The organism is Phormidesmis sp. 146-33 (genome assembly GCF_052939515.1).
This window is the reverse complement of sequence record NZ_JBJPHU010000056.1, coordinates 1-23,279: the sequence shown is the minus strand read 5'-3', so window position 1 is coordinate 23,279 and position 23,279 is coordinate 1. Positions and strand designations below refer to the sequence as shown.

20 protein-coding genes are annotated in these 23,279 nt (G+C 47.3%); 3 read left to right on the top strand and 17 right to left on the bottom strand.

Annotation, left to right across the window (positions count from 1 at the left end):
- Positions 1 to 50: 50 nt before the first annotated feature.
- Entirely contained in the window at positions 51 to 917 is an 867-nt protein-coding gene (locus ACJ2PR_RS20800; protein WP_446878393.1) for a hypothetical protein, read from the top strand.
- Between the two features lie 128 nt (positions 918 to 1,045).
- On the opposite strand, the gene ACJ2PR_RS20795 is transcribed toward ACJ2PR_RS20800, so the two are convergent.
- The 3 genes from ACJ2PR_RS20795 to ACJ2PR_RS20785 all read right to left on the bottom strand — a co-directional run bounded on the left by ACJ2PR_RS20795 (position 1,046) and on the right by ACJ2PR_RS20785 (position 3,567).
- Complete coding sequence (locus ACJ2PR_RS20795) at positions 1,046 to 1,372, bottom strand: hypothetical protein (RefSeq protein WP_446878392.1); 327 nt, start codon at positions 1,370 to 1,372, stop codon at positions 1,046 to 1,048.
- Positions 1,373 to 1,710: 338 nt separating this feature from the next.
- Positions 1,711 to 2,670: an orange carotenoid-binding protein gene (locus ACJ2PR_RS20790; RefSeq protein WP_446878391.1), complete on the bottom strand. Its 960-nt coding sequence runs from the start codon at positions 2,668 to 2,670 to the stop codon at positions 1,711 to 1,713.
- Positions 2,671 to 3,048: 378 nt separating this feature from the next.
- Positions 3,049 to 3,567 carry a nucleoside deaminase gene (locus tag ACJ2PR_RS20785; protein WP_446878390.1) on the bottom strand — a complete coding sequence of 173 codons (519 nt, stop codon included), beginning with the start codon at positions 3,565 to 3,567 and terminating at the stop codon, positions 3,049 to 3,051.
- Between the two features lie 315 nt (positions 3,568 to 3,882).
- Here ACJ2PR_RS20785 and tpiA point away from each other — a divergent pair, with 315 nt between their 5' ends.
- Positions 3,883 to 4,608 carry a triose-phosphate isomerase gene (gene tpiA / locus ACJ2PR_RS20780; RefSeq protein ID WP_446878389.1) on the top strand — a complete coding sequence of 242 codons (726 nt, stop codon included), beginning with the start codon at positions 3,883 to 3,885 and terminating at the stop codon, positions 4,606 to 4,608.
- 294 nt (positions 4,609 to 4,902) lie between these two features.
- On the opposite strand, the gene ACJ2PR_RS20775 is transcribed toward tpiA, so the two are convergent.
- The 6 genes from ACJ2PR_RS20775 to ACJ2PR_RS20750 all read right to left on the bottom strand — a co-directional run bounded on the left by ACJ2PR_RS20775 (position 4,903) and on the right by ACJ2PR_RS20750 (position 15,015).
- The gene (locus ACJ2PR_RS20775; protein WP_446858157.1) at positions 4,903 to 5,958 is read right to left on the bottom strand and encodes an adenylate/guanylate cyclase domain-containing protein; all 1,056 of its coding nucleotides are present in this window, start codon (positions 5,956 to 5,958) and stop codon (positions 4,903 to 4,905) included.
- Positions 5,959 to 6,274: 316 nt separating this feature from the next.
- Positions 6,275 to 7,471: an ATP-binding protein gene (locus ACJ2PR_RS20770; RefSeq protein ID WP_446878388.1), complete on the bottom strand. Its 1,197-nt coding sequence runs from the start codon at positions 7,469 to 7,471 to the stop codon at positions 6,275 to 6,277.
- 461 nt (positions 7,472 to 7,932) lie between these two features.
- Positions 7,933 to 9,861 carry a sensor histidine kinase gene (locus ACJ2PR_RS20765; protein WP_446878387.1) on the bottom strand — a complete coding sequence of 643 codons (1,929 nt, stop codon included), beginning with the start codon at positions 9,859 to 9,861 and terminating at the stop codon, positions 7,933 to 7,935.
- Positions 9,862 to 9,866: 5 nt separating this feature from the next.
- Entirely contained in the window at positions 9,867 to 10,229 is a 363-nt protein-coding gene (locus ACJ2PR_RS20760; RefSeq protein ID WP_446868759.1) for a response regulator, read from the bottom strand.
- 36 nt (positions 10,230 to 10,265) lie between these two features.
- Positions 10,266 to 13,793 carry a response regulator gene (locus tag ACJ2PR_RS20755; protein ID WP_446878386.1) on the bottom strand — a complete coding sequence of 1,176 codons (3,528 nt, stop codon included), beginning with the start codon at positions 13,791 to 13,793 and terminating at the stop codon, positions 10,266 to 10,268.
- A 442-nt stretch (positions 13,794 to 14,235) separates the two neighbouring features.
- Positions 14,236 to 15,015 (bottom strand): photosystem II S4 domain protein, encoded by a 780-nt coding sequence (locus ACJ2PR_RS20750; RefSeq protein WP_446878385.1) that lies wholly within the window; start codon positions 15,013 to 15,015, stop codon positions 14,236 to 14,238.
- A gap of 110 nt (positions 15,016 to 15,125) precedes the next feature.
- On the opposite strand from ACJ2PR_RS20750, the gene ACJ2PR_RS20745 reads away from it, so the two are divergent.
- Entirely contained in the window at positions 15,126 to 15,641 is a 516-nt protein-coding gene (locus tag ACJ2PR_RS20745; RefSeq protein WP_446858151.1) for a hypothetical protein, read from the top strand.
- A 372-nt stretch (positions 15,642 to 16,013) separates the two neighbouring features.
- On the opposite strand, the gene ACJ2PR_RS20740 is transcribed toward ACJ2PR_RS20745, so the two are convergent.
- From ACJ2PR_RS20740 to ACJ2PR_RS20705, 8 genes are all read right to left on the bottom strand, one after another.
- Complete coding sequence (locus ACJ2PR_RS20740) at positions 16,014 to 16,646, bottom strand: sensor histidine kinase (protein ID WP_446878384.1); 633 nt, start codon at positions 16,644 to 16,646, stop codon at positions 16,014 to 16,016.
- Positions 16,647 to 16,651: 5 nt separating this feature from the next.
- A complete protein-coding gene (locus tag ACJ2PR_RS20735) occupies positions 16,652 to 18,226 on the bottom strand; it encodes a cache domain-containing protein (protein ID WP_446878383.1) in 1,575 nt (524 codons plus the stop codon).
- Between the two features lie 301 nt (positions 18,227 to 18,527).
- The gene (gene mug, locus ACJ2PR_RS20730; protein ID WP_446878382.1) at positions 18,528 to 19,082 is read right to left on the bottom strand and encodes a G/U mismatch-specific DNA glycosylase; all 555 of its coding nucleotides are present in this window, start codon (positions 19,080 to 19,082) and stop codon (positions 18,528 to 18,530) included.
- A gap of 49 nt (positions 19,083 to 19,131) precedes the next feature.
- Positions 19,132 to 19,617, bottom strand: coding sequence for a transposase (locus ACJ2PR_RS20725; protein ID WP_446878381.1), 486 nt, complete (start codon positions 19,615 to 19,617; stop codon positions 19,132 to 19,134).
- Between the two features lie 249 nt (positions 19,618 to 19,866).
- On the bottom strand, positions 19,867 to 20,304 hold the full coding sequence (locus ACJ2PR_RS20720; protein ID WP_446878380.1) for an SCO4402 family protein: 438 nt from the start codon (positions 20,302 to 20,304) through the stop codon (positions 19,867 to 19,869).
- Between the two features lie 16 nt (positions 20,305 to 20,320).
- Complete coding sequence (locus ACJ2PR_RS20715; RefSeq protein ID WP_446878379.1) at positions 20,321 to 21,364, bottom strand: AI-2E family transporter; 1,044 nt, start codon at positions 21,362 to 21,364, stop codon at positions 20,321 to 20,323.
- A 275-nt stretch (positions 21,365 to 21,639) separates the two neighbouring features.
- Positions 21,640 to 22,374: a DevA family ABC transporter ATP-binding protein gene (locus ACJ2PR_RS20710; protein ID WP_446878378.1), complete on the bottom strand. Its 735-nt coding sequence runs from the start codon at positions 22,372 to 22,374 to the stop codon at positions 21,640 to 21,642.
- A 182-nt stretch (positions 22,375 to 22,556) separates the two neighbouring features.
- The coding region (locus ACJ2PR_RS20705) for a sigma-70 family RNA polymerase sigma factor (protein WP_446878377.1) at positions 22,557 to 23,279 on the bottom strand (723 nt) is incomplete at its 5' end.

Genomic DNA, 23,279 nt, shown 5'->3' with positions numbered 1-23,279 from the left:
TCCTGTTAAGTAAGATAGACGAACTCTATTGTGGCGTTTCTTTTTGAGATATGGCTGATCTAACGAGTGTCTCGCAATTTATCGCAACGATCGAGCGACAAAATCCCGGTAAGTCTGTTTACGAAATTGCTAATATTTTGCGCGGCTACACCAAGCCTAGCTACACGACAAAAATGTGGACAATCGCCACTGGTTTTGAGCAAGCTTTTATCGAAGGAACGCTGAATCAAGACCTTACTTTAGCAGGTGAAGTGACCGATCTTGGGCATCTAATTGCTTCGCTGTCGGATCAAATTAATCAACCGGGGCTACGCTGGTCAGACTTTACGCGCTGGACGGCTGATCATACGGCGTGGGCTGGGGATATTGGGTCAGCGATCGGGCTTTATCGCACGACTCCAGAAAAATTCAAAAACCTGGGGGAAGCGCTCGATCGGTTTGCTTCAAATTCTGATTATGCGGCGGATGTGGCGGCGTTTGTAATGGGAGCCATCATCAATTCAAATACTCAAATCCCCCTGTCAACGCTGATTTTGCAATACGATAAAAAAGCATTGTCGGAGCAGATCAAACTGTTGATTAAATATCGCTTTGCGGGCGTGGTTGAAGGCAATCAATTAAAAAATCCTGCTAAGTTAGAAGCCGAAATTCGTAGTTGTGTGTTTGCTTATTTAGAACTGTCTCCAGATTCAGGAGTTTTGAAGTCGTTGAATAAGATCTTTACTCAAAAACTCAAGATTGAATGGGCGGAGAAAGAGAGCACGATCGGTGCTGATATTCTTCAAGGTTCTCTGCACTTTTTAACCTTTCTCATTCAAAAATCGGGCCTAGATCCCGTAAGATTTAAGCCCTACCAATTGCCCCAAGCGCCCTGGCTGGGAACCGTTCACTATGAAGTAACAACTCTGCCAGTTTGAATGATTTATCGTCAGATCAGAAGATCGCTAGATCAAGAGAAATCTCAGCAACCTCGAAAAGTGCAAAGCATCCAATCTCCGCAAAAAGTTGAAAGCTCCAAATACAAAGCTCTCTACATTCGGTCAGACTACATGCGCGATAGGGCAATCACTTTTGATCGCTTGTCTTGGGCTAATCCCTCTAATTCAGTAAGATGTAGCCAGCCTTCTTTGACCAATCCAGCAAACACAAAAAGTAGAGCAGAATATTGATAGTCGTATTTACCGTCAATTTCATGTCTCTTAGCACTCAAAAAGTCGTGTAATTTCCAAAGATCACTCAATTCAGCGATCGTGCTGGCTTGTTCTTGAACTTGTTTTAGCAAAGCCTCCACTTCTCGGTTGTATGCTTTATCAAAAACAGTTTTGGCTACTTTTTTTTCGGTGTCAGTCCACTCGGCTTCAGTCACTTGCATGATCCAGTCTAAAGTTTGTACGGTTGTAGGGTGGGTTAAAAATGCTTAGGATCGATCGTGAATTAAACAACCTGTAATTCTCGCGGTTTCGCTTCGTTTGATTCGGCTTCTGCCCCCTAAATCCCCCAAATTTGGGGGACTTTGAACCGCGAAACTGCCTTAAATTCTAGAATGTCTGCTTTCTCAAAGTCCCCCAGAATGGGGGATTTAGGGGGCGAAGCAACCAGGCAATCATCGATCTTATTCAATTCACGATCCTTAGAAAAATTGAGCGCCCTGACAAAGAGAGCGCCCATTACGATCGTTCTCGATCCTGTTGATTTGTCTTTAAGCGCTTCCTAGCGAACCAGGTTTAAAAGCTCTTTAGGAGACGCTAACAGGTCAATAGCAACAAAGAAAATTTTGCCTTCAGGATTGAGCAAAAAGCGCCAGGCCATATTCATGCCGACGGCTGCCCCAAACCAGGGAGTTTGCACTTTGCCCGTGACTTTTACCTGAGTGTAGCCATCGTCTGCGGGTTCAGACACGCCGCGCTCTGGGAGTAACTGGAGGTTTTGGCACTCTTCTCTAAAGAAGCGCATGATTGCATCTTTGCCCACGATCGGTCTCTGGAAGGGAGGCTGCAACGCACCGTCTGCGACAAAGAGCTTGATCATTTCGTCAAAGTCATTGGCGTTTAGGTTGTTCATGTAGCTCAACACGGTTGGATTGTTGAGACCTTGAATGGTGACCTTGGTACGTTGAGACTGTTCTTTGGGTGCGACGACAGGCTCAGAAACTCTGGTGTAGCTGCCGAGCTTACCTGCATCAAATCCCATGTCTACGACAGAGTTTCGCAGAACGGTGATCTGTTGTCCTTGATCCAGGGACTTGAGGGTTTCTAAGACGGCCTTCGCGTTGGCAGAAAGCTGGTAACCCGTCGGAATGGGGGCGACGATGCCTTGCTCCATCCATTTCCCAAGCTGATCCCAGAACCCTAATTTGATGTTGGGTGACCAGGTAGCATAAGTGCGACAGATCGGTGTGTCTGTGTGGTTTGCCAAGTCACACATGACTTGAGTTTGTTGCTCAAAGGTCATCTGCTTGACATCGTTAAGAATGCCTTCGGCAAACTGCATACTCGCTGCACCGGGAGCCGCCACGGTGATCGTTTTACCCATTTCCAGAAATGCAAACCAAGTCCATGCCAATTGATCTTCAGCGCTAAGTTGGTTGAATCGCGCGGTCAATGCGGGCACTGCATCAGCAGATAAAGTGCCGGGAAAAATGCCACGAGCGGAGTCAATAGTAATCGCCATAAAAAAGGCTACCTCATTAAGTTTCCAACTGACCAAAAGCGAAGCAAGACATTTTGGAAGTGCTGTTTTGCTCTCGGTTATCAAATTATCACAGAACGTTACAAAAGTTAAAACCCTTCCATATTAATCTCAGAAGGTCAAAACAGATAAACGCCACGAAGCACAAAGGAATTTCTCCATTGGAATTACTTATCTCTTATTTTGAAATTAAGTTTAGATACATTTCTTAATCAAATAGAATTCATATATTTTTCAAATGTTTAAGTGAGCCATTCACCCTGCGATTTTAAAATCAATTCGATCAAGCTTGATCTAAAAGGCGTTCTCAACTCGATCGCTGTAGACTGTAGCGAGGTTGTCGATCGCATTCACATCATTTCAAGAGAAAGCTGAATCAGGAGAGCTTGCGGCCTGCCAAAACTCTTGATGCGCCTGCACAATTTCTGCCTCAACTTCAAAAATCGGGCCCCACACTTTAATGGGCTTTTGACCTTGCTCAAAGAGCGATCGACAGGGCAAATTTAACGTGAGATTCTCCGTATGATTGCCCGTCAGCTCCAATAATCGCGCTTCAGAAATGCCGTAGACTAAGCGACCGATGTTTGCCCAATAGAGCGTTCCGGCACACATAGCGCAGGGTTCCGCCGTCGTGTAAAGCGTACAGTCCCATAGATAATCAAAATCAAAATTCATCCAAGCTGTGCGAATTAGCACCGATTCAGCATGATTCACCGTATCGACGTTGCCCTGCTCAAATAGCACCGTTTCGTGATCAGGAGCCACCAGAATTGACCCAAACGGATGGTGCCCAAACTGACGAGCGCGGAGGGCGATTTGGTGCGATCGCCGCAAATGTCGAATCATCTGTTCTCGTGTCGGTTCATCTAGATGTCTCAAACGGCTCTCCTTAGCTTCTTCTACCGTGTATACACAAGTTGGTCGATCTGTGGTTGGCGATAGGCTTCGCCCCCTAAATCCCCCAGTCTGGGGGACTTTGAGAAAGAAAGGCTTCTAGAAGGCAGAGAAACTTCTCAAGATTTCAAAGTCCCTCACTCGTGGGGGATTTAGGGGGCAGAAGCCGGCTCAAACGGAGACAATTAATGACTTGTGTGTACACCGTAGTCTTAGCTTCTTCTAGCCAGATTTGCAAAAGTGATCCCCCAAAGCCGTAGACTAAATGATGCAATAAATGATCTTTTAACCTGACGACCTGTGCGAAAAATTGTAATTGCTGGCAACTGGAAAATGTATAAAACTCAGGCAGAAGCCCTAGAGTTTTTGCAAGGCTTTACTTCTGAGCTAGAGACGATTCCAGACGATCGAGACATTGTGCTGTGTGTCCCTTTCACCGATCTGGAGATTTTGTCAAGAAGCCTGCATGGTAGCCGCATCCAGATTGGCGCACAGAATGTCCATTGGGAAACCGCAGGCGCATATACGGGCGAGATTTCTGGCTCCATGCTGACCGAGCTAGGAACGCGATTTGTCGTCATCGGTCACAGCGAACGCCGTCAATATTTTGGCGAAACTGACGAAACGGTGAATCTTCGTCTCAAAGCCGCTCAAAAAGCAGGACTCACCCCGATTTTGTGTGTCGGAGAAACCAAACAGCAGCGCGACGCAAACGACACCGAATCTCACATCTTTAGTCAGCTTGAGAAAGGACTGATAGAGGTCAACCAGTACAATCTGGTGATCGCGTATGAACCGATCTGGGCGATCGGCACCGGAGATACTTGCGCCTCTAGTGAAGCCAACCGCGTCATCGGACTGATCCGCAGCAAACTCTCCAACCCCCACGTCACCATTCAATACGGCGGCTCGGTCAAACCCGACAACATCGACGAAATCATGACCCAACCTGAAATCGATGGTGCTCTGGTCGGCGGAGCCAGCCTCGATGCCAAAGGGTTTGCCCGAATTGCCAATTTTAAGTAGGGTCAATGCCCCGTGGTTGCCCAACGTGATCGGTAGAGTGTGTTGAGCCATGCAAAACGCACCCATTTTAAGTTGTTAAATTTACGTGAATTCGATGAGAGGTTTTCCGCTTCGTTGTTCACGGCTTTTGCCCCCCAACCCCCCAATTTGGGGGACTTTAAGAGAGGAATTCTGGTTCAAAGTCCCTCACTCGTGGGGGATTTAGGGGGCGTTCCTGGATCTAAAAGCGAAGCGAAGCGTTCATCGAACTGACGTTAAATTTACAGGCTGGATGTCAAAAGGGTTGCCTTAAATTTACTTTTTGCCCCTGAGCCAGTAGGTGATCATTTCGCCTTTGCCGCGCACCTCGATCGCCCCTCTCTCTTCAAACCAGTATTTATCGAACAGACGATCGTAGGTCGAAGCGGTGACTTGAATGCATCCGGCCGAGCCTTGCGACTCCATGCGGCTGGCCATGTTTACGGTGTCGCCCCACAGATCGTAGATAAATTTGCGAGTGCCAATCACGCCAGCGACGACCGGCCCGGTACTAATGCCAATTCGCATTCTAAAAGACTCGCCCGTTTCTTGATTAAAGTCGGCGATCGCAATCTGCATGTCCAGCGCCATTGCTGCGATCGCAGCCGCATGAAACTCATTGGGCGTAGGCAGTCCACCAACCACCATGTAAGCATCGCCGATCGTTTTGATTTTTTCTAAGCCGTGCAAATCCGCCAGTTGGTCAAAGGCAGAAAAGATCTTATTGAGTAAAGTGACAATCTCGATCGCCGATCGCTGAGTCGAAAGCTGCGTGAATCCAACAATATCCGCAAACAGAACCGTCGCTTCGGGGAAGGTGTCAGCGATCGTGCTGGAGCTTTGTTTCAGTTGTTCGGCGACCGACTTGGGCAAAATGCTTAACAGCAAGCGTTCTGACTTTTCTTGTTCTTCTTGCAGACGTTTTAGATAAGCTTGCTCCTGGTCGCGCAGCCGCTTTTTTTCGAGGCAGGCCCCGATCCGAGCTTTGAGCAACGTCGGGTTAAACGGCTTAAACAAATAATCTTCGGCCCCTAGCTCAATGCAGCGCGCCACGCTTTCAATATCGTTTAATGCAGAAATCATGATCACGGGAATATGGCGCAGGGCAGGATTGGCTTTGAGATGCTCTAAAACCTCGTAGCCATTCATTTGCGGCATCATAATATCGAGCAACACGACATCGACAGACTGCTCCTGTAGAAGACATAGCGCTTGCTGTCCGTTTTCGGCCATTACGATCGTGTGCCCTTGCTTCTTCAATCGACGAGAGAGCAAATCGCGGTTTGTCTCAATATCGTCCACAATCAGCACAGTCCCCTGTTCGTCACTCATTCCACTGTTCCGCTCTACTGCTGCATCGAGTTGCACAATCTGACCTAACCCGTCGCTTAGATTACAAGCTTAGTTTCATTATTCTATGCCTTCTGCTTTTTGCCCTTCAAAAAATCAAGATTCGCTAACTGATTGTCCTGAGTCGTTTTTCACGAAGATAAATGGGTTTCTGGAAAATTTTCTAGAGAGCGCTAATTAAGGTTGGTAAAGTTTCTTAGCTCTGGTGTTGAAGGCTTTTGCTCCCCAAGCTGCCAATTTTTGGGGACTTTAAGATTCCTGGTTCAAAATCTGCCCTTATCGGAGGATTTAGAAAATTTCAGAGCGACGCGCAAAGCGTGATCGAGTCTCCGTTAATTGGGCCATCGCGATCGAGCAAAAATTCTGAAGCGACGATCGGGAGTGAGACGGTGAAGGTCGATCCCTGGTCTAGAGCGCTCTCGACAAAAATATCGCCGCCCATCATACGGACAAAGTGACGAGAGATGGCCAGTCCCAATCCGGTGCCGCCATATTTGCGGGTGGTTGAGGTGTCCGCTTGCGTGAAGGGGTCAAACAGGGTGGTGGACTGGTCGGGGGTCATGCCGATTCCGGTATCAGAGATGCGGAAGAGGAGGGAGGAGGGAGGAAGGAGGAGGGAGGAACTGGGGAATGGGCTGCTTTGCTCAACGGTGAGGGTGATGGTGCCGTTTTCGGTAAATTTGGCGGCGTTGCTGAGGAGGTTGAAGAGAACTTGCCGAACTTTGGTCAGATCTGCGTTGAGAGAACCGATCGCCTCTGGGCAGCAAACAATTAGCTGATTGTGATTTTGGGTAATTAGTGGCTTGACGGTGTAGGCGACTTCTTGGATCAGTTGGGCGACATCGAAGCTTTCTACAAATAACTCGGTTTTGCCTGCTTCGATTTTGGAGAGGTCTAAAATGTCGTTGATCAATCCCAGGAGATGGTTTCCGGCGGCGTGAATTCTCTGAAGGTCGGGGAGAAACTCAGTTTGTTGGCGTTCGATCGCGTCTTCTTGAAGCATTTCGCTGTAGCCAATGATCGCATTCATAGGTGTGCGAAGTTCGTGACTCATGTTGGCCAAAAACTGACTTTTGGTGCGGTTGGCGGCTTCGGCTTTTTCTTTGGCGGCTTGCAGTTCTTGTTCGATTTGTTTGCGCTGGGCGATCTCTTGAAACATCTGGGTGCAGGAAGTCTCAGCGTCTAGATCAGAGTGAACCGTCCCCCGTAAGGCTGTGAATCGATGAATGAGATGAGTCCCGATCGCCCCCGTCAATACGGCCAGACCGCTGCTTAAAGATGACTTGCCCGTGAGCAAAACCAATCCCATCAAAGCGCCAAACATTAGTCCATGACCCGCCCAAAAAAACAGCACGGAACTGCTGAAATCGGTCAATTTTTTGAAGGCGCTCCGATACTTTGGATGGCGCATCAGCCCAGATTCTAAACATAAGAAAGTAGCCTGCACCAAGAAAACAAGGCTGGCACTGCTGATGATCCATAGGGTATCGCTCATGGTTCGATCCAGGGTTATGCGTGTTTTTAACGGCAGTCGGCGGGGTTGTAGCCGGGACTTTAGACTTTAGACGTTGGACGTTGGACTTTAATGTTTGGTCTTTGGTCTAGCGTTGGTTCGACCCCTTACGGGTAACTCGAAGAGATCAAGTTTTTTCGCTTCGTCGATCAAATCTTTTGCCCCCCAACCTCCCAGTTCTGGGGGACTTTAAGAGAAGAGTTCTAGATCAAAGTTCCTCATTTGTAGGGGATTTAGGAGGCGTTTCCTAGTGAAAAAACGCAGCGAATTTCATCGAATTTATGTCTGGTCTAACGTCTAAGGTCTATCTTCAGTCCCGCTCAGTTAGTTATTCCCGTTTGTGATTACTTTTAACGGCTTCGTTGGTCATCTAGCCGATATTTCAGTGTTTTCTCTAGCAATTCTCAAACTAACCCCGATCGATACAAGCTGTGTTGTTTGATTTAGAGCGACTGCATTTTCTCTCGTGTTGCGGACAGTGAAATTTTGGGGTCTTGACCGACTGGCAGATACATTGTGAAGGTTGACCCTTTGCCATATTCACTTTCGACGGCGATCGTGCCCCCCATGATTTGACAAAATCTTTGGGCGATCGCCAATCCCAACCCGGTGCCGCCATATTTGCGAGTCGTCGATGCGTCTGCCTGCGTAAACGCCTGAAACACTCTCTCTATCTGCTCTGCTGTCATGCCAATTCCAGTATCAGAGATGCGAAATATGATAAATGATTGAGGTTTGAGTGACGCATCAGCCTTGGAAGGTGAGGGTTGAGAATTACCCGCCCCAGCGCCTTTTTCGACCGTCAGCGCGATCGTGCCTTGAGCCGTAAATTTACAGGCATTACTCAGCAAGTTATATAAATTTTGGCGCGTCTTGGTCAGGTCAGCATAGAGACAGCCCACATTGTCAGCACAGTGAACAATCAAGACATTGCCGTTTTGCTCAACGAGCGGCTGAATTGTGCTAGATACTTCTTGAATCAGAGGATGAACTTCAAAACTTTCGAGGTATAAATCCATCTTTCCAGCTTCAATTTTAGAGAGATCGAGAATGTCATTGATCAATCTCAACAAATGTCTGCCAGCGCTGTTAATTTTTTGTAGATCTGGAACCAAACTATCTTGTCCGCAATCGATCGCTTCTTCTTGCAGCATTTCACTGTATCCCAGAATTGCATTCATCGGCGTGCGTAACTCGTGACTCATATTAGCCAAAAACTGACTCTTGGCCCAGTTTGCTTGCTCTGCAATTTCTTTGGCCTGTTGAATCTCGCTGGTTGATTTCTGGAGTTCTTGTTCGTATTGCTCTAATACGCCTAACATGATGTTGATTGTGGTGCCCAGATTAGAAAGCTCGTCTTTGCCAGGGGCAGAAACTCGCAGCGATAGATTGCCACTTTCCCCAATTTCTGCCACTTCGTCACTCAGGCGCGATAGTCTCGACAAAACCAGCTTTTCTAACAGCAGCAGCGTCACCCCCCCAAACACAAAGCCCACCACGACAATCAGCAAACTCAAAAATCGAATCGCTTCTTTGCCCTGCTGATAAATTTCTCTAGGATTTTGCACCTGTAAAATGATGGCGGGCTTGCCGTAAATATCTCTGAGCAACGCAGATCCCGCGATCGTTTTCTCATTGATTGGGCGCACCGTGACGGTGGCATTTTCGAGTCTCATCGCAGACGGGCTAAAAAATTCGATCGGCATTTTGCGATCCAAAAGTGGCTGCACGGTCAGAGGCACTTGCAGCGATCGGGTCAACTGACTTACGTCTTCTTCTCGCACATAGCGACCGACAATCAAACTGCCCAAAATTGGCCCCTTACCCGCGCTGTTGACGATCGGGCGAGAAGCCACCATCATCGGCCCCTCTGGCAGCATGAGAATGCCCGTGGTCGTACTTTGAGGCGTGGCATGTTGAAGCAGGCGATCGCTGACTCCAATGTGCTGTTTTACGCCCTGGGGAATGGGGACTCTTTGCCCCTCTTGTAAATCAAATCCAGTGCCAAACACGATCTTGCCGGAGCGATCGATAAATAAAATCAGGTTGACTTGCAGCATGGCTAACTGCGGATCAATCAAATTAGTGCGAATAAATTCTGAATTGCCATCGCGAATAAATTTGGCGGCATCGTCCCAGGATGACCAATCAGCAAAATTTGCGTTGAACTGCTCCAAACTTTGGTTAAAAACATTCAAAACGCCCTTCATCATCTGGCGCGTGTCTTGGTCTTCGGCACGATTAGAACTACCCAACAGCAGCGTCGAGGCAACCGTATAGATGGCGGCATTCAGACTGACCAACGTCACGCCAATAATCAGTAAGGTTCTTCTCCGCAGCGTGAGAAAATTGCTCTTTCCTAGTTTCATCATGCGGTCTATCCGAGAAGGGTCTGAATTTTTTCGAGCAGTCGCGGCAGTTCTACAGGCTTGGTGTCGTAGTCGTCGCATCCCGCCTCCAAACACTTTTCGCGATCGCCCGACATCGCATGGGCCGTCAGCGCAATAATCGGAATCTGCTGAGTCGCCGTCACGGATTTGATCTGGCGAGTCGCCTCCCAACCGTCTAAGACGGGCAAACTCATGTCCATCAAAATCAAGTCTGGTAACTCAGCCTGAGCAACCTTAATTCCCTGCTCACCATCGATCGCGCTGACCACTTCAAATCCGCGCCGAGACAGACGACGGGACAGCATATCTCGGTTGATTTCGTTATCTTCGACTAAAAGAATTTTAGGCATGGCTGACTTATTAGAGCAATTTTAAGCGGGCTGGGGCTACGGCCGTTTGTCCAGACTGGTTAACGTTTCTCGGACTTCTTGCAGCAGATCGTCACGGGTATAGGCTCCTTTCTGCAAAATTTGTTCGACATCGCCGCTGAGTTGGGCCCGATCGGCTGGCGTGAGCGTCATGGCCGTTACGACAATTACAGGAATCGATCGCCACTCGGACACCTGCCGCAGTTTGGTAATAAACTCGAAGCCATTCATCTCTGGCATCATCAAATCCAGCAGGATCAGGTCGGGTTTTTGTTGAGACAGGCAGGTGAGGGCGACTTTGCCATTGGGGGCGACGATGCCTGTCCAGCCTGCTTTGGCGAGGGTGCGCTGAAATAATTCGCGAGTTGCGAGGTCGTCTTCGACAATCAGGACTTGTCCGGTGTGGGGGGCGGCAGGGCGATATTTGCTGAGAATGGCGAACAGTCGTTTGTAGTCGATCGGCTTGGTCAAATAGTCAGACGCGCCCAACGCAAATCCTAAATTTTTGTCATCGACGATCGTTAAGACGACAACGGGAATATCTGCCACGTCTGGGTTGGCTTTGAGGGCGGACAAGACGGCCCAGCCGTCCATTTTGGGCATCAACACATCCAGCGTAATCGCATCAGGACGCAGCTCGATCGCTCGCCTCACGCCTTCTTCTCCGGTCGAGGCCGTCTCTACGCGAAAGCCTTCTTTGGTCAGAGCGCGCACCATTAACTCCTGAGTGGCTACATCGTCGTCGATCACCAAAACGGTAAAACGGGGTTCACCCGTGGGGTCTAAAAAAGGCACAAGGGAATCTGGAGGGGGAGCCACTTTGCGATCGAGAACAGCGATCGGTAATTGCACGGTGAAGATCGACCCTTTGCCAATCTCACTGGTCACGGTAATGTCGCCACCCATCAATTGACAAAATCGCTGACTGAGGGCCAGTCCTAACCCGGTGCCGCCGTATTTACGCGTGGTGGAGGTGTCTGCCTGGGTAAATGCCTGAAATAGCCGTTTTGCTTGCTCTGGGGTGATGCCAATTCCGGTGTCGGAGACGTGGAAGAGGAGGGAGGGAGGAGGGAGGAGGGAGGAGGGAGGAGGGAGGAGGGAGGAGGGAACTGGGCTGCTTTGCTCGATGGTGAGAGTAATGGTGCCGTTTTCGGTAAATTTGGCGGCGTTGCTGAGGAGGTTGAAGAGGACTTGTCGAACTTTGGTTACGTCGGCATACATTTTTCCGATGTTGTCAGGGCAGGAAACTTGTAGCGTGTTGTTGTGTTTGGCGATCAGGGGTTCGATCGTGGTTTCGATGTCTCGAATCAGCAGGGACACTTCAAAGGTCTCTAAAAAGAGATCCATTTTGCCTGCTTCGATTTTGGAGATGTCGAGAATGTCGTTGATCAAGTCCAATAGATGTTTGCCTGCGCCGCGAATCTTATCTAAGTCGGGCAAAATTTCTGTCACGCCCAGATCCGCCGCGTCTTCTTGCAGCATCTCGCTGTAGCCAATGATCGCATTCAAGGGGGTGCGGAGTTCGTGGCTCATGTTGGCCAAAAACTGGCTCTTGGACTGGCTGGCCGTCTCGGCAGCTTCTTTGGCGTTATAGAGTTCTTGGGCGGTGCGCTTACGATCGTCGATATCCTGTACGGTTCTGACATAAAACAAGAGGCTGCCATCGTGATCACGGACTGCAACCGCACTTTCGCTGATCCAGACCACGCTGCCGTCTTGTCGATAGACTTGAGATTCAAAATCGGCAATGCGATCGTCTCGATTGATGAGTTGCACAAAGTCAGCGTGGCGATCGGGGTCTACATACCGCTGGTTACTGTTAGACAAATGGCTGATCAACTCCTCTGGTGACTGATAGCCATAAATGCGAACGAGAGCCGGGTTGACGCTCAGATATTCGCCAGTGGGGGTTGTTTGAAAGATGCCTTCGGTCGAGTTTTCAAAAATGCTGCGATATTGTTCTTCGGCATGGCGTACGGCAATTTCAACTTGTTTGCGCTGCATAAACTGGCCGATTTGAGTGCCGACCGTGGCAATCATTTGCAGCATTTCTGGATCTAATTGACGAAACTCTGTACTAAAAAAAACCATGACTGCAATAACTCGACCCTTTGTGGGTACCTCGAAGCGATCGCCCTGCAAAATTGGGAAGCCGAAGGCACTGTGCAAATTTGCTTTTGTAGCCAACCCTCCGGGTAAAAAGAAGCCAGGTTCTTGATTGAGATCGCTAATCCAAATTGGTTTTGTCGCTGCCCAAACTCGCCCAATCAAACCCACTCCCATCGCGAAGCTATTAGATTGACTGTGGGCCGCAAAATCGGCGACTTTGGTTTGCGATCGACACCAGCATTTCACCAAGCGCATCATCTGGCTGGTCGGGTCGATCGTCCAGAGTTCGCCCAGTTCCCAGTTAAGATTTTCACAGATTGTCTGCAAAATTTCGGAGGTTGCTTCGTCTAGATTTTCTGATTCTGAAACTGCTTTTGTCGTCGTATATTGCACTCTCAATCGCTGCTCTACTTGCTGTCTTTTTTGCCAATTTCGAGTGAGCGCCCCATAGATGACAGTCACCGCAATTAACACCAACGAGGTGAACGCGATCGCTCGATATTTTCGCCAAACATAGTCATCTAGACGGATTTGTAAGAGCTGATCTGTAGCGGGCACCATCGCATCATAAAGCCTGAACTGATCCGCGATCGCCTGACTCCCAACGCCTGAGTAATCAATCGATTCCGACGAAATTGTTTGCAGTGTATCTTCGTGAATAAGTTGTAGAAAATCGTTGGTGCTGCTGAGGCTAGTTCGCACTGAGGTTTGTAAAGCTGCCCGCACTTGGGGGTTGTATTCAAAAATGACTTGAGTCCCTCTGGCGATCGCGCTCATGGGCGTATTAATTGAGTAATTAAAGACCGTCATTTGGGCTTCTTCACTCAAGGTAATTTTTTGACGCGCTGCGACTTCTGTGCCAAATTCTTTTGCTTGGGCGGTCTTTTCGATCGCAGACGGTAGTTTGGTAATCAGCGCATCTAGTAGATAATAAGCATCTAAATTAGGGTCAAGAATCATGTTAGAGGTGTCCCCTACATGCGTAATTTGAGCCAGAATGCTTTCGATCAGAGCCGTATGACGCGCAAAGCTTCTTTCAGTGGTTAACTCTTCTGCTTTAAGGGATGCCCAATCTTGCTTAATCGCCTGCCAGTTTCTAGTCGTTTTAAGCGTTTTCCCTAACCGACGATCGACGATATCAATGGCTTGAATGTTAGCGGCGATCGCTCGTTGACTGGCTAATAATGCTTCTTCATCACTAGCATTACCCGATAGATAAAGATTAGCCAACCTGCGATATTGGATGGCATTTTCTAACAGTTTCCTCAGCGCTTTATTGTATTCCAGCCCATGTTTCTCGTTTTGAGTAAAGCGAATTCCGACATCAATTTCGGCGACCAATTGTTGAACGACGACCGCAAGCGGCAACGTGAAGGTCGCTAACAACGTCACCAGGCTGACTTGTCCGAGCCACTGTTTGAGTCCGTTTTTTTTCACGCTGGTCTCCTCAAACTTTCAGAGTCTTCGCTTTCGTCTTTTTGACGACAACCTGGCTCCCTGGGGTAACATCCTCGTCCTCACCAAGCCCTACCAGATCAATCAAGTCTGTGTAGAAAAATCCGGAAGTCGTCAGGAACTAATGTATTCTTTATGACTGAAGCGGTTGATAAAACGAAGTAGAGCATTCCCGACTGAGCGATCGCCAAACCTGATTGAACGTAAGCCAACTACAGACTACTTTTTTCTGCCCTATAACTCAAACGCTTGATGCTTCGGTCAAGTTCCCACACAACACCTGGTAGTTTTAACACCGTTTTAACACCGAGTTAACAGAACTGAACCGACAAAACGTAGCCCCTTGTTTATATATTGCCCAAAAAAATCTGTAAAATCACAGAGGCGCTCAAGATAGCAAGACTCCGTAACAAAGGTTTCTGAACTAGACAAATCGCGTTAATTGCACTCGGAAGCGGTCTTTTTTGGTAACCATGACTTCGCCCACTTCGACTCGACCCTTGCCCCGGATGGCGATCAGATCCCCAGGCTTGACGGTGTAGCTCGTTGAAGTTGTTTCTTTCCAGTTGACGCGCACATCTCCCGCCGAAATCATCTCGGCCATTTTGCTGCGCGACATGCCAAAGCCCGCAGAAGCGACCGCATCCAGCCGCATCGAAGCCTCGACTGTCGTCAGTTCTTTTTTCTTTGGCTCCCGAATCTTTAGCTCTTCTAAAGGAATGGGCTGCGTTTTGACGGGCACCGATCGCACCTGAGTCAGACTAGCCTGCAAAAAATCGACTAGCTCTTTGACAACGATCGCTTGAGCGCCTCGCTCTCCGAGTACGAGAATGTCTCCGACTTTTTCGCGTACGATCCCCGTTCCTAAAAGCGCCCCCAGAAAGTCTCGATGGCTGGCCGGGTCAAACAAAAAATTACCCGCAATGCTCAGGGGTGCGACTTCGACCTGGGAGGGGTCTAGCGGCAATTCGGAGCGGGCGATCGCAAGACGCTGCCGTTCTGCTTGAGGATAGCCCCCCCAGGCCACCATCTGCACGTCTGACAAGCGCCCAAAAGCTTGCTGAACTTCGGCCAGTTCGGGAGGTGACAAAAAATCGGTCATGACGACTTCCCAGGTTTTGACGGCTTGTTCTGCCTGGTCAATCACCCGTGCAACACAGTCTCGATTTTCGACACCCTTGAGCAAATCTTCTCTTGGCAACATAGAGACAATACTTCAAAAGAATCTTTATTCTACCGACTGTTCTCCAGGCAGGGTCATCACTCGTTGGATACTATTTCTACAGGTGACGATCGATAAAGGACAGGGGACTTATGAATTATCTAGTGGCAGTGTTGGGCGATCGCATTCAGGCAGAAGAAGCATACTCGGCTCTGGAGCGGGACGGGCTGCCGATGGAGAGTGTGTCGATTTTGGGCAGAGGCTATAAGAGCGCCGATGAATATGGCTTGATCGATCCCAATGAGCAGGCGCGAAAACAGTCGAAGTTGATGGCGGCTTGGCTGATGCCTTTTGGGTTTGTGGCGGGATTTTGCTTTAACTTGATCACTAAGCTAGATACCTTTCCTTGGGCGGGTGAGTTTGGCAATCAAGCGATCGGGGGTGTTTTGGGCGCGCTGGCCGGGGGAATGGGGAGTCTGTTTATCGGTGGAGGCGTGGGGCTGATTGTTGGCGGTGGAGATGCTTTACCGTATCGAAATCGGCTGAATGCAGGCAAATATCTGGTCGTCGTTAAGGGGTCGGATGCCCTGACGCGCAAAGCCACAACGATTTTGAGACGGTTTGATCCCGAAAACTTGCAGGGTTACTTTTACTCAAGCGATGTGTAATTGAATAGCGAAGCGAAAAACCGTTACCAAATGCCCGCTTAGGAGATTTCTAGCAAAGAAGTTACCAACCTTGGGAAGCCCCCTAAATTCCCCAATTCTGGGGGACTTTCAGAACTCTCAATGGAGACAGCCGGGTATATTTACTAACGTGAATTTAACGTGAATTCGATGAAACTTTTTCGCTTCGTTGTTCACGGCTTCTGCCCCCCAAGCTGCCAATTTTGGGGGACTTTAAGAGAAGAATTCCGGTTCAAAGTCTCCTGCTCGTGGGAGATTTAGGGGGCGTTCTCGGATCTGCAAGCGAAGCGTTCATCGAACTGACGTTTTATTGACGTTTTATTAAAGGAAATCTCCTTAAATCTCAAAAGATGCCTACACGCGCACTTGTTTTATGGGGATTTCGATCGCAAATTCGCTGCCTTTTCCCAGTTCAGATCGACCGCTCAAGTTGCCGTTGTGTTGAGTGACGACAATTTGGTAACTGATGGATAAGCCTAGTCCTGTGCCTTTGCCGATCGCTTTGGTCGTAAAGAAAGGGTCAAACATTTTGGAGAGGGTTTCTGGAGTCATGCCGTTGGCGTTGTCCCAGATGCGAATCATGATCCAATTAGAGTTGACAACTTTTGTCTCGATCCAAATAGTAGGTAGAAACGTGTCAGAAGTTCCCAACGATGCGATTTCTTTTGCTTCTTTGAGTATTACTTTCATACTGTCTTCTAGGGCATCGATCGCGTTGTTGAGAATACTCATAAATACTTGATTGAGGTGCCCTGGATAACACTCGACTTTGGGGAGATCGCCATAGGTTTTGATCACGCTAATTTGGCTGCGGCTAACCGTTGTTTTGAGACGATGTTGAAGTAGCAGTAAGGTACTTTCTAGCCCTTCGTGCAGGTCAACGAGTTTGATTTGAGATTCGTCAAGTCGTGAAAAATTTCGTAAACTCAGAACAATGGCTTGAATGCGATCGGCTCCATCTTGCATCGACTTAAACAGTCGTCTCAAGTCTTCTACAATGAATTAAAATCGCTGTCTAATAACTGTTCTTGAATCTCATTATTAGGGTTTGGATAATGCTTTTGATAAAGCTGCAAAATAGTTAATAACTCATAAATATATTCATTGGCATAAGTCAAATTGCCGTAGATAAAACAGACTGGATTGTTAATCTCGTGGGCGACTCCTGCCACCATTTGTCCCAGGCTAGACATCTTTTCAGTTTGGATCATTTGAGCCTGAGCTTTTTGTAGACTATGGAGGGTGCTTGACAGCCGTTCGGTGCGTTCATCGACTCGATCTTCTAGTTCGGCGTTGGTTTTTTCTAAGGTTTCAAACGAGGTTTTTAGCTGCTCGGTCATGCGGTTAAACGATCGCGTCAAGGTTCCCAATTCTCGGATTCCTGGTTCTGCGATCGCTTCATAGTGGCCATCAGAAACGGACTGAGAAGCTTGATTTAAGTGACGAATCGATCGCTCAATCCAGCGCGAGGTTCCGGCTCCTAAGAGGGTAGCGATCGCTGAAGCCACTACACACAGCAAAAAAGTAATTTGAGCATTTTCATTAATTTGCTCTGTAAAGTCAGATTCCGGAACAGTGACGACGATCAGCCAATCTAAACCTAAATCATCTTGCCAAACGCTTACTTTGAGAAAGGTTTTTTGTCCATTAATATCGAGACTAAACTGCTGTTCATCTTGAATGGATTTCAAACTACCAAAACGCTGAATTAAACTTTGAGTTGTCGATCGAATAGTCGGATCTTGACTTTGAAAGGCAGACAACCTCTGAGCTTCACCTTTAACCACTTTATAACTGGGTTGTTGACTAGAGCTTGCAACCAGATTGCCATCGCGCTCCAAAATAAAGGTACGACCCGAAGAACCAATTCTCAACTGACGCAGAAACTGATCAATTTGGGAGAGTGTCAAATCAATGCCAATGACTCCTAAAAGTCTTTTTTTGACATCATAAACAGGATAGCTTGAGGAGATTGACAAAATGTTTGGCTGGTCACCCCACTGATAGATTTGGCTCCAGATTGGACGCTTTGCTTTAGCAGTATCGGTATACCAGGCCTCAACCTCAAGGTCAGCCGGATCGCGAGAAACTTTTTGAAGTTTGGTACGATTTCCCTGACGATCGACTTCATAAACTTCCAGTTTTTTTAGATCACTTTTTAGCGTTTCATTTAGCAATAACTTGCCAGTTGTCGTTCGCTCAATGCCTATAAATTCCCCGATCGAGCTGGCGAAGTTGATGTAGCTAAAATTTGGGTTAACCTGCATTTGTTCGCAAAAATATTGACCCAATTGCGGAAGATTTTTTAAGTCAACCAGACCGAGTTCAATGGCTCGCAAATTCATCTGATTGACTTGATTGGGGCTGGTTAAGTAAGTATCCAGGTGTTGATCGACGCGATCGCTAATCTCACTCTCTAAATCTGTGACCAATTGATTGATAGCTTTTTGCCCGTTTTGCACTGAGAAGTAGCCCGTCAGCACCACCGCAGTCAAATTTTGCACAATCAACGGAACGACCAAAATAAGACTCAGCGGAACGGACTTTTGTGTACGGGGGTGTGACACTATTCCTACACCTGGAAAACGTTTAGTCTCTAGAATGCCCCTTCGGAGATCAACGTCAACGGTTGAGTAAATTGGACATTGGGCAGGTCTGTGAAGTCTCCGGTTTAACGTGAATTCGATGAAGTTTTTTTGCTTCGTTCTTCAGCGCTTCTGCCCCCCAACCCCCAATTTTGGGGGACTTTCAGACAAGATTTTGGGTTCAAAGTCCCTCACTCGTGGGAAATTTAGAGGGCTGCCTGGATTAACCACAGCGAAAGATTTCATCGAATTCACGTTGGTTTAAAGCTCTAAAGTCTCCGGTCTAAAGTCCTGCTTCCCTGATTGCAAACCACAATTCTCGATAGACTTGTGCCAATCCATCTATTTGATAGTGAGCATTTAAGCCGCTGGGATTGGGCAGCACCCAAACAATCGTACTCTCAAAGCCATTTTCCTGTCGTCCAATTTTTGATTTGGGTTGAGAAAAGGCTGTTCGATAGGCGCTAATTCCCAAAACGGCCAAACATTTGGGGCGATAAGTTTGGATCTTTTTGGCCAGGTTTTGATGACCGAGTAGTAACTCTGAGGGGTCTAATTCATCGGCTCTGGCGGTGGCCCGATCGACAATATTCGTAATACCCAACCCCAAATTTAATAAGTCTTGATCTTCAGAGGGCGAGAGAATGCGATCGGTGAAGCCTGCTAAATGAAGTGCTTTCCAGAAGCGGTTTCCCGGACGGGCAAAGTGATGACCGACGACAACGCTGTAAAGGCTGGGATTGATGCCACAAAAGAGAATCTGCAAATCGGGCGCAATGATATCTGGAACGGTTTTCCCGATCGCCGCTCGAATCTCATCTTTCGTAGGTTTATGCACAATTGATCCTTTCTAAATCGTCTTTCTAAGCCGTCTTCTCTAGATAGTGTTATGCACATTTGAAGCCAATGCTCACATATCGCCTAACCATCAACAGGACAAATGCAATCAAGTGAAACCCGACCAAGGTTTCGGCTAATTGCTCGTAGTCTCTTGCTAAACGTCGAAAGCGGGACATCCACCCGAAACTGCGCTCGACAATCCACCTTTTGGGCAACAGGACAAATCCCTTCTTGGCTTCTGGCAGTTTCACGGCACTCGGTTGCGCGTTGCGCCCCTCTAGAATCCTCAGCACCTCGCGCAGATCGGTGACCATCAAGCGTTGCGTTTGTTGGTAGACCGTGTACCACGGCGGCAAGTCGTGAGGCATCAGTCGCCAGACGCTTCCAGCACGCGCCATCCACCGCAGCCCGTTGAACACTTCTCTCAAACTGTATTCTCGTTGAGGTGCATCTTCTTTCATTAAGGTTAAGTAGGGCGCGACAAATTCCCATTCTGCGTCGCTGACATCACTTGGATAGGCTTTTCTATTCATATCTCTAGTCTAGCTAAAAGTGCATAACACCCTCTAGCGATGACACAGGGATAGAAAATTCCAACGGGCCATACACAAAAGAAATCTTCTCGGCTGCGATCGCTGAAGCTGGGTATAGAAAGGCAGAAAGACAGCCAATTCCGAGCAACTGTCTGCACCACCTGCTGAATGTCATATACAGCGCCATGCGTTTGTTAGCAGCACCAGTCCTGAATTTATACCACACCATAAAAATTTCAAATGCTGTAGTTAAAGTTGAGAAGCAGACCGAAAGCGAATGAATTCAGAAAAATTGCATTTGTGCATTGTTTGCAAAGCACGATCGACCGCTTGTAATAGATTTGACCACTCAGAACAAGCAATATAACTTTCACAAGCTGCATCAACTCCTGCGGTTTGAAACACCTGCTCAACGGCATGATAGATAGCCCATACTGAGCGCACTTCATCTATATCTTTGAGGAAAAGACCGATCGTAAAATCAGGCTCTGTGGTTAAACTTGTGGTGACATAGACAAACTGAAGTAATGTACTCAATCGGTTTGTCTCCGTTCGGGATAGAGATTCCTGGCTGACCCAATTCTGGATTTGTGTTTCTGCATCCTTAATCTGATGCAATACTCGAAGCAGCTCATCTCTAATACAAGGATATTCTAACTTGCAGTATGTACTAAACTGTTCATTCATGCTACTGGATATTTAGCTATAATGCCTCTACTTTAGTGATTCTTAGACTGTCAGCCATTCGCTTGATAAATCCCGCAATCGGAATGATTAGAAGTAGACCTAAAATGCCACCGAACTGAATTCCAGCTAACAAGGAAATAAACACAATTGCTGGATTAAGTCCTGTCATTTTACTGATCAATCGAGGTGCAATCACAGTCTCGATTATTTGACCCACCAAAACTGTAACCAGCAAAACTTTAAGTCCTACCCAAATATTTTGTACAGCCAGCAGCGAACTAATCAGAGTGACGCTGAGACTTCCACCAAAAGGAATCAAACTGGCAATCCCGATCGTTAAGCCAAATAATAATCCGAATGGAATTTGGAGCAACAGAAATATAGCCATAAGAGCGAGGCTTTGCATTGTAGCGACTAAGGCTTGACCCGCAAAATACCCTTGAAAACTTTGGTGAAGAGACTCTCTGATTTGGCAATTCCAGGAAGTAGGTAGCCAACTGAGTAAACCTCCCCACAATGGCTTACCATTGAAGACCAAAAAGATAGTAAGCACTAAGATCAGTAGCAGATTTAAAGCACTGTTAATTGTGTTGAAAGCAAGATCGATCACTTGGCTTGATGCTGACTGAAGGACTTGAGAAGCTTGGTTTGTCAACTCTGTCGTCAAGTGATTGAGATCGATAGGAATATTCTGGAAAATTACAACTGTGTTGAAGTTAGGAATTTGCTGCTGTGCCTCTTCAAACCAAGCAGGTAGCCGATTGCCAAATTCTTGTAATTGTTGAAATACAATGGGTAGCAATCCTAAGCCTAATACACTTATCAAAATGAGTGCTAGTAATAGAACTAGCCCAGTTGCCCCAGATCGGTGCAGCCCTCTTCGTTCTAGGAACGTGATGGGATACTCTAACAAAAACGAAATCAAACAAGCTGCAATGATGATGCTAGAAATCGGCTGTAAATATTGAAAAAGTGAAACAATGAGCCAGAAGTTGAGAAATATCAAGGGGAAGGTTAGGCTAACTTTGAGCCACTGGGGTAGATTTTGATATGAAATCATAAGGTTTTTAAGTTCATCTTCAGTTTTTTAACCGACATTCCGCACTTCCAACTGGCACATCGAATATTTCGACGAAGCAATCGGACTCCCAGAAACGCTAGGCGGAGAATTATCTCAACAATACGAGGTTGTTCTCAATTAGGCGCAAGTGGTTCGCTTGAACTAAAAATCCTGTATTCCTTGCCTACCAAAGCTTTTAGCATTAAATATTTGAGTGTGACACTTAAAGTGCGGAAAGTGGGTTTTAAGTTCATCCTCGCGGAACTGACATGTGGCTATTTCACAGCGGCAGCGGCATCAGGATGATCGGCTAGACGACCATCTTCCATATAAATAATGCGATCGGCAATATCTAAAATCCGGTTGTCATGTGTGACTAATAAAATGGTACAGCCCTGCTCTCTGGCAAGTTTTTGCATGATTTCTACAGCGTCACGTCCAGACTTTTTATCAAGGGCGGCTGTTGGTTCATCCGCTAACACGATTTTGGGCTGACTAACTAAGGCACGAGCGATCGCGACGCGCTGTTTTTGTCCACCTGACAGGCTATCAGCGTAGTAATCAACTCGCTGTTGCAGCCCGACTGCTTTTAGGATTTCAATGCTCGTTCCATCAATGTCGCGATCGAACATCTCGTCATGTAATTCTAGTGACATCCGCACATTCTGTTTTGCAGTCAAGAAGGTTAGTAAGTTATGTGCTTGAAAGATGTAGCCAATGTTGCGGCGCAGGTGCGTCAACTGTTGTTTGTTAGCATTATACAATTCTTGACCGAGAATCTTGAGGCTGCCTTCTTGTGCCGATCGCAGTCCACCCATCAGCGTTAGCAGCGTTGTTTTTCCTGAGCCAGAGGGCCCTGTCATGATGATGATCTCACCTGCGTAAATATCCAGGTTGATGTCAAATAAGGCTTGTTTGCGAAGTTCGCCGCTGCCAAAATAGTGGTTGAGATGTTGAGCCGAGATGACGGGCTGTGAGATTGAATGAGCTTGGTTAGATTGGTGAGTCATTGCATTTGTCTTTTGTGTGAATAGGCAGAACTTGGTCGAAAACAGTGTTCGCTTCTACATCTGAGGCAATCAAGATGATTACAGTTAGTAGCGATCGGGTTAACACTTTTTCTACGTCTCAGGAAATGGCTTTGCCCGACAATAGCAATAGCATGGAGATAAAAAGTGTGAACTGCGATGTCTTAAACAACATAGTCTTTTAAATGCATCCCAATCCTTCTCAGCTTTGATATTGCCTGAATCTCTAGTTTTCTGACCGTTTCACGACTGCAATTAAGCTGTTGACCAATTTGTGTAAGACTCATAGTCTTTCCAGTTTTTAACCCAAAGCGCAGTGATAGGATTTCCCGCTCTTTTGCTGGAAGAGAAAGAAGGAGCGCTTCCAGATCTCTTTGCAAACAAGCTTCGATGACAGTCGTTTCTGGAGAGCGACACTCAGCTTCAATCAGACTCGCTAGGGTCTGTCCTTCAACTTCACCGATCGGCTCATCTAGCGATCGCATCGATCGAAAAATAGACAAATAGCGTTTCACCTCATTGAGCGGCAAACAGACTGCATCTGCCAATTCGGCGAGTGTTGCAGTTCGGCTCAGTTGTTGGGTAATCTGGTGCTGGGCTTTTCTTAGTTTGCTGAGTTTTTGAGCCACATGCAAAGGTCGGTGAATTGAGGAGCTTTTTTCAGCGATCGTTCGAGTAATCTTCCGTCTAATCCACCAGTGAGCATAGGTTGAAAAACGATAGCCTTTTGTGGGATCAAAGCCTTCAACTGCTCGTTGTAAGCCGATGTTGCCTTCCTGAATTAGATCGAGCAAATCCAAGTTGCATTCTGCGTATCGTTTTGCAATTGAAACTACTAAGGGCCTATCCGAAAACCATAAAATCTGTGAGATGATGAAGGCAAGCGA

Bases quoted from the DNA above. Each gene is read 5' to 3' on its own strand.
- ACJ2PR_RS20800 (WP_446878393.1), top strand. From the start codon at position 51: ATGGCTGATCTAACGAGTGTCTCGCAATTTATCGCAACGATCGAGCGA.
- ACJ2PR_RS20795 (WP_446878392.1), bottom strand. From the start codon at position 1,372: ATGCAAGTGACTGAAGCCGAGTGGACTGACACCGAAAAAAAAGTAGCC.
- ACJ2PR_RS20790 (WP_446878391.1), bottom strand. From the start codon at position 2,670: ATGGCGATTACTATTGACTCCGCTCGTGGCATTTTTCCCGGCACTTTA.
- ACJ2PR_RS20775 (WP_446858157.1), bottom strand. From the start codon at position 5,958: ATGAGTGACGAACAGGGGACTGTGCTGATTGTGGACGATATTGAGACA.
- ACJ2PR_RS20770 (WP_446878388.1), bottom strand. From the start codon at position 7,471: ATGAGCGATACCCTATGGATCATCAGCAGTGCCAGCCTTGTTTTCTTG.
- ACJ2PR_RS20765 (WP_446878387.1), bottom strand. From the start codon at position 9,861: ATGATGAAACTAGGAAAGAGCAATTTTCTCACGCTGCGGAGAAGAACC.
- ACJ2PR_RS20760 (WP_446868759.1), bottom strand. From the start codon at position 10,229: ATGCCTAAAATTCTTTTAGTCGAAGATAACGAAATCAACCGAGATATG.
- ACJ2PR_RS20750 (WP_446878385.1), bottom strand. From the start codon at position 15,015: ATGTTGCCAAGAGAAGATTTGCTCAAGGGTGTCGAAAATCGAGACTGT.
- ACJ2PR_RS20745 (WP_446858151.1), top strand. From the start codon at position 15,126: ATGAATTATCTAGTGGCAGTGTTGGGCGATCGCATTCAGGCAGAAGAA.
- ACJ2PR_RS20725 (WP_446878381.1), bottom strand. From the start codon at position 19,617: ATGAATAGAAAAGCCTATCCAAGTGATGTCAGCGACGCAGAATGGGAA.
- ACJ2PR_RS20720 (WP_446878380.1), bottom strand. From the start codon at position 20,304: ATGAATGAACAGTTTAGTACATACTGCAAGTTAGAATATCCTTGTATT.
- ACJ2PR_RS20715 (WP_446878379.1), bottom strand. From the start codon at position 21,364: ATGATTTCATATCAAAATCTACCCCAGTGGCTCAAAGTTAGCCTAACC.
- ACJ2PR_RS20710 (WP_446878378.1), bottom strand. From the start codon at position 22,374: ATGACTCACCAATCTAACCAAGCTCATTCAATCTCACAGCCCGTCATC.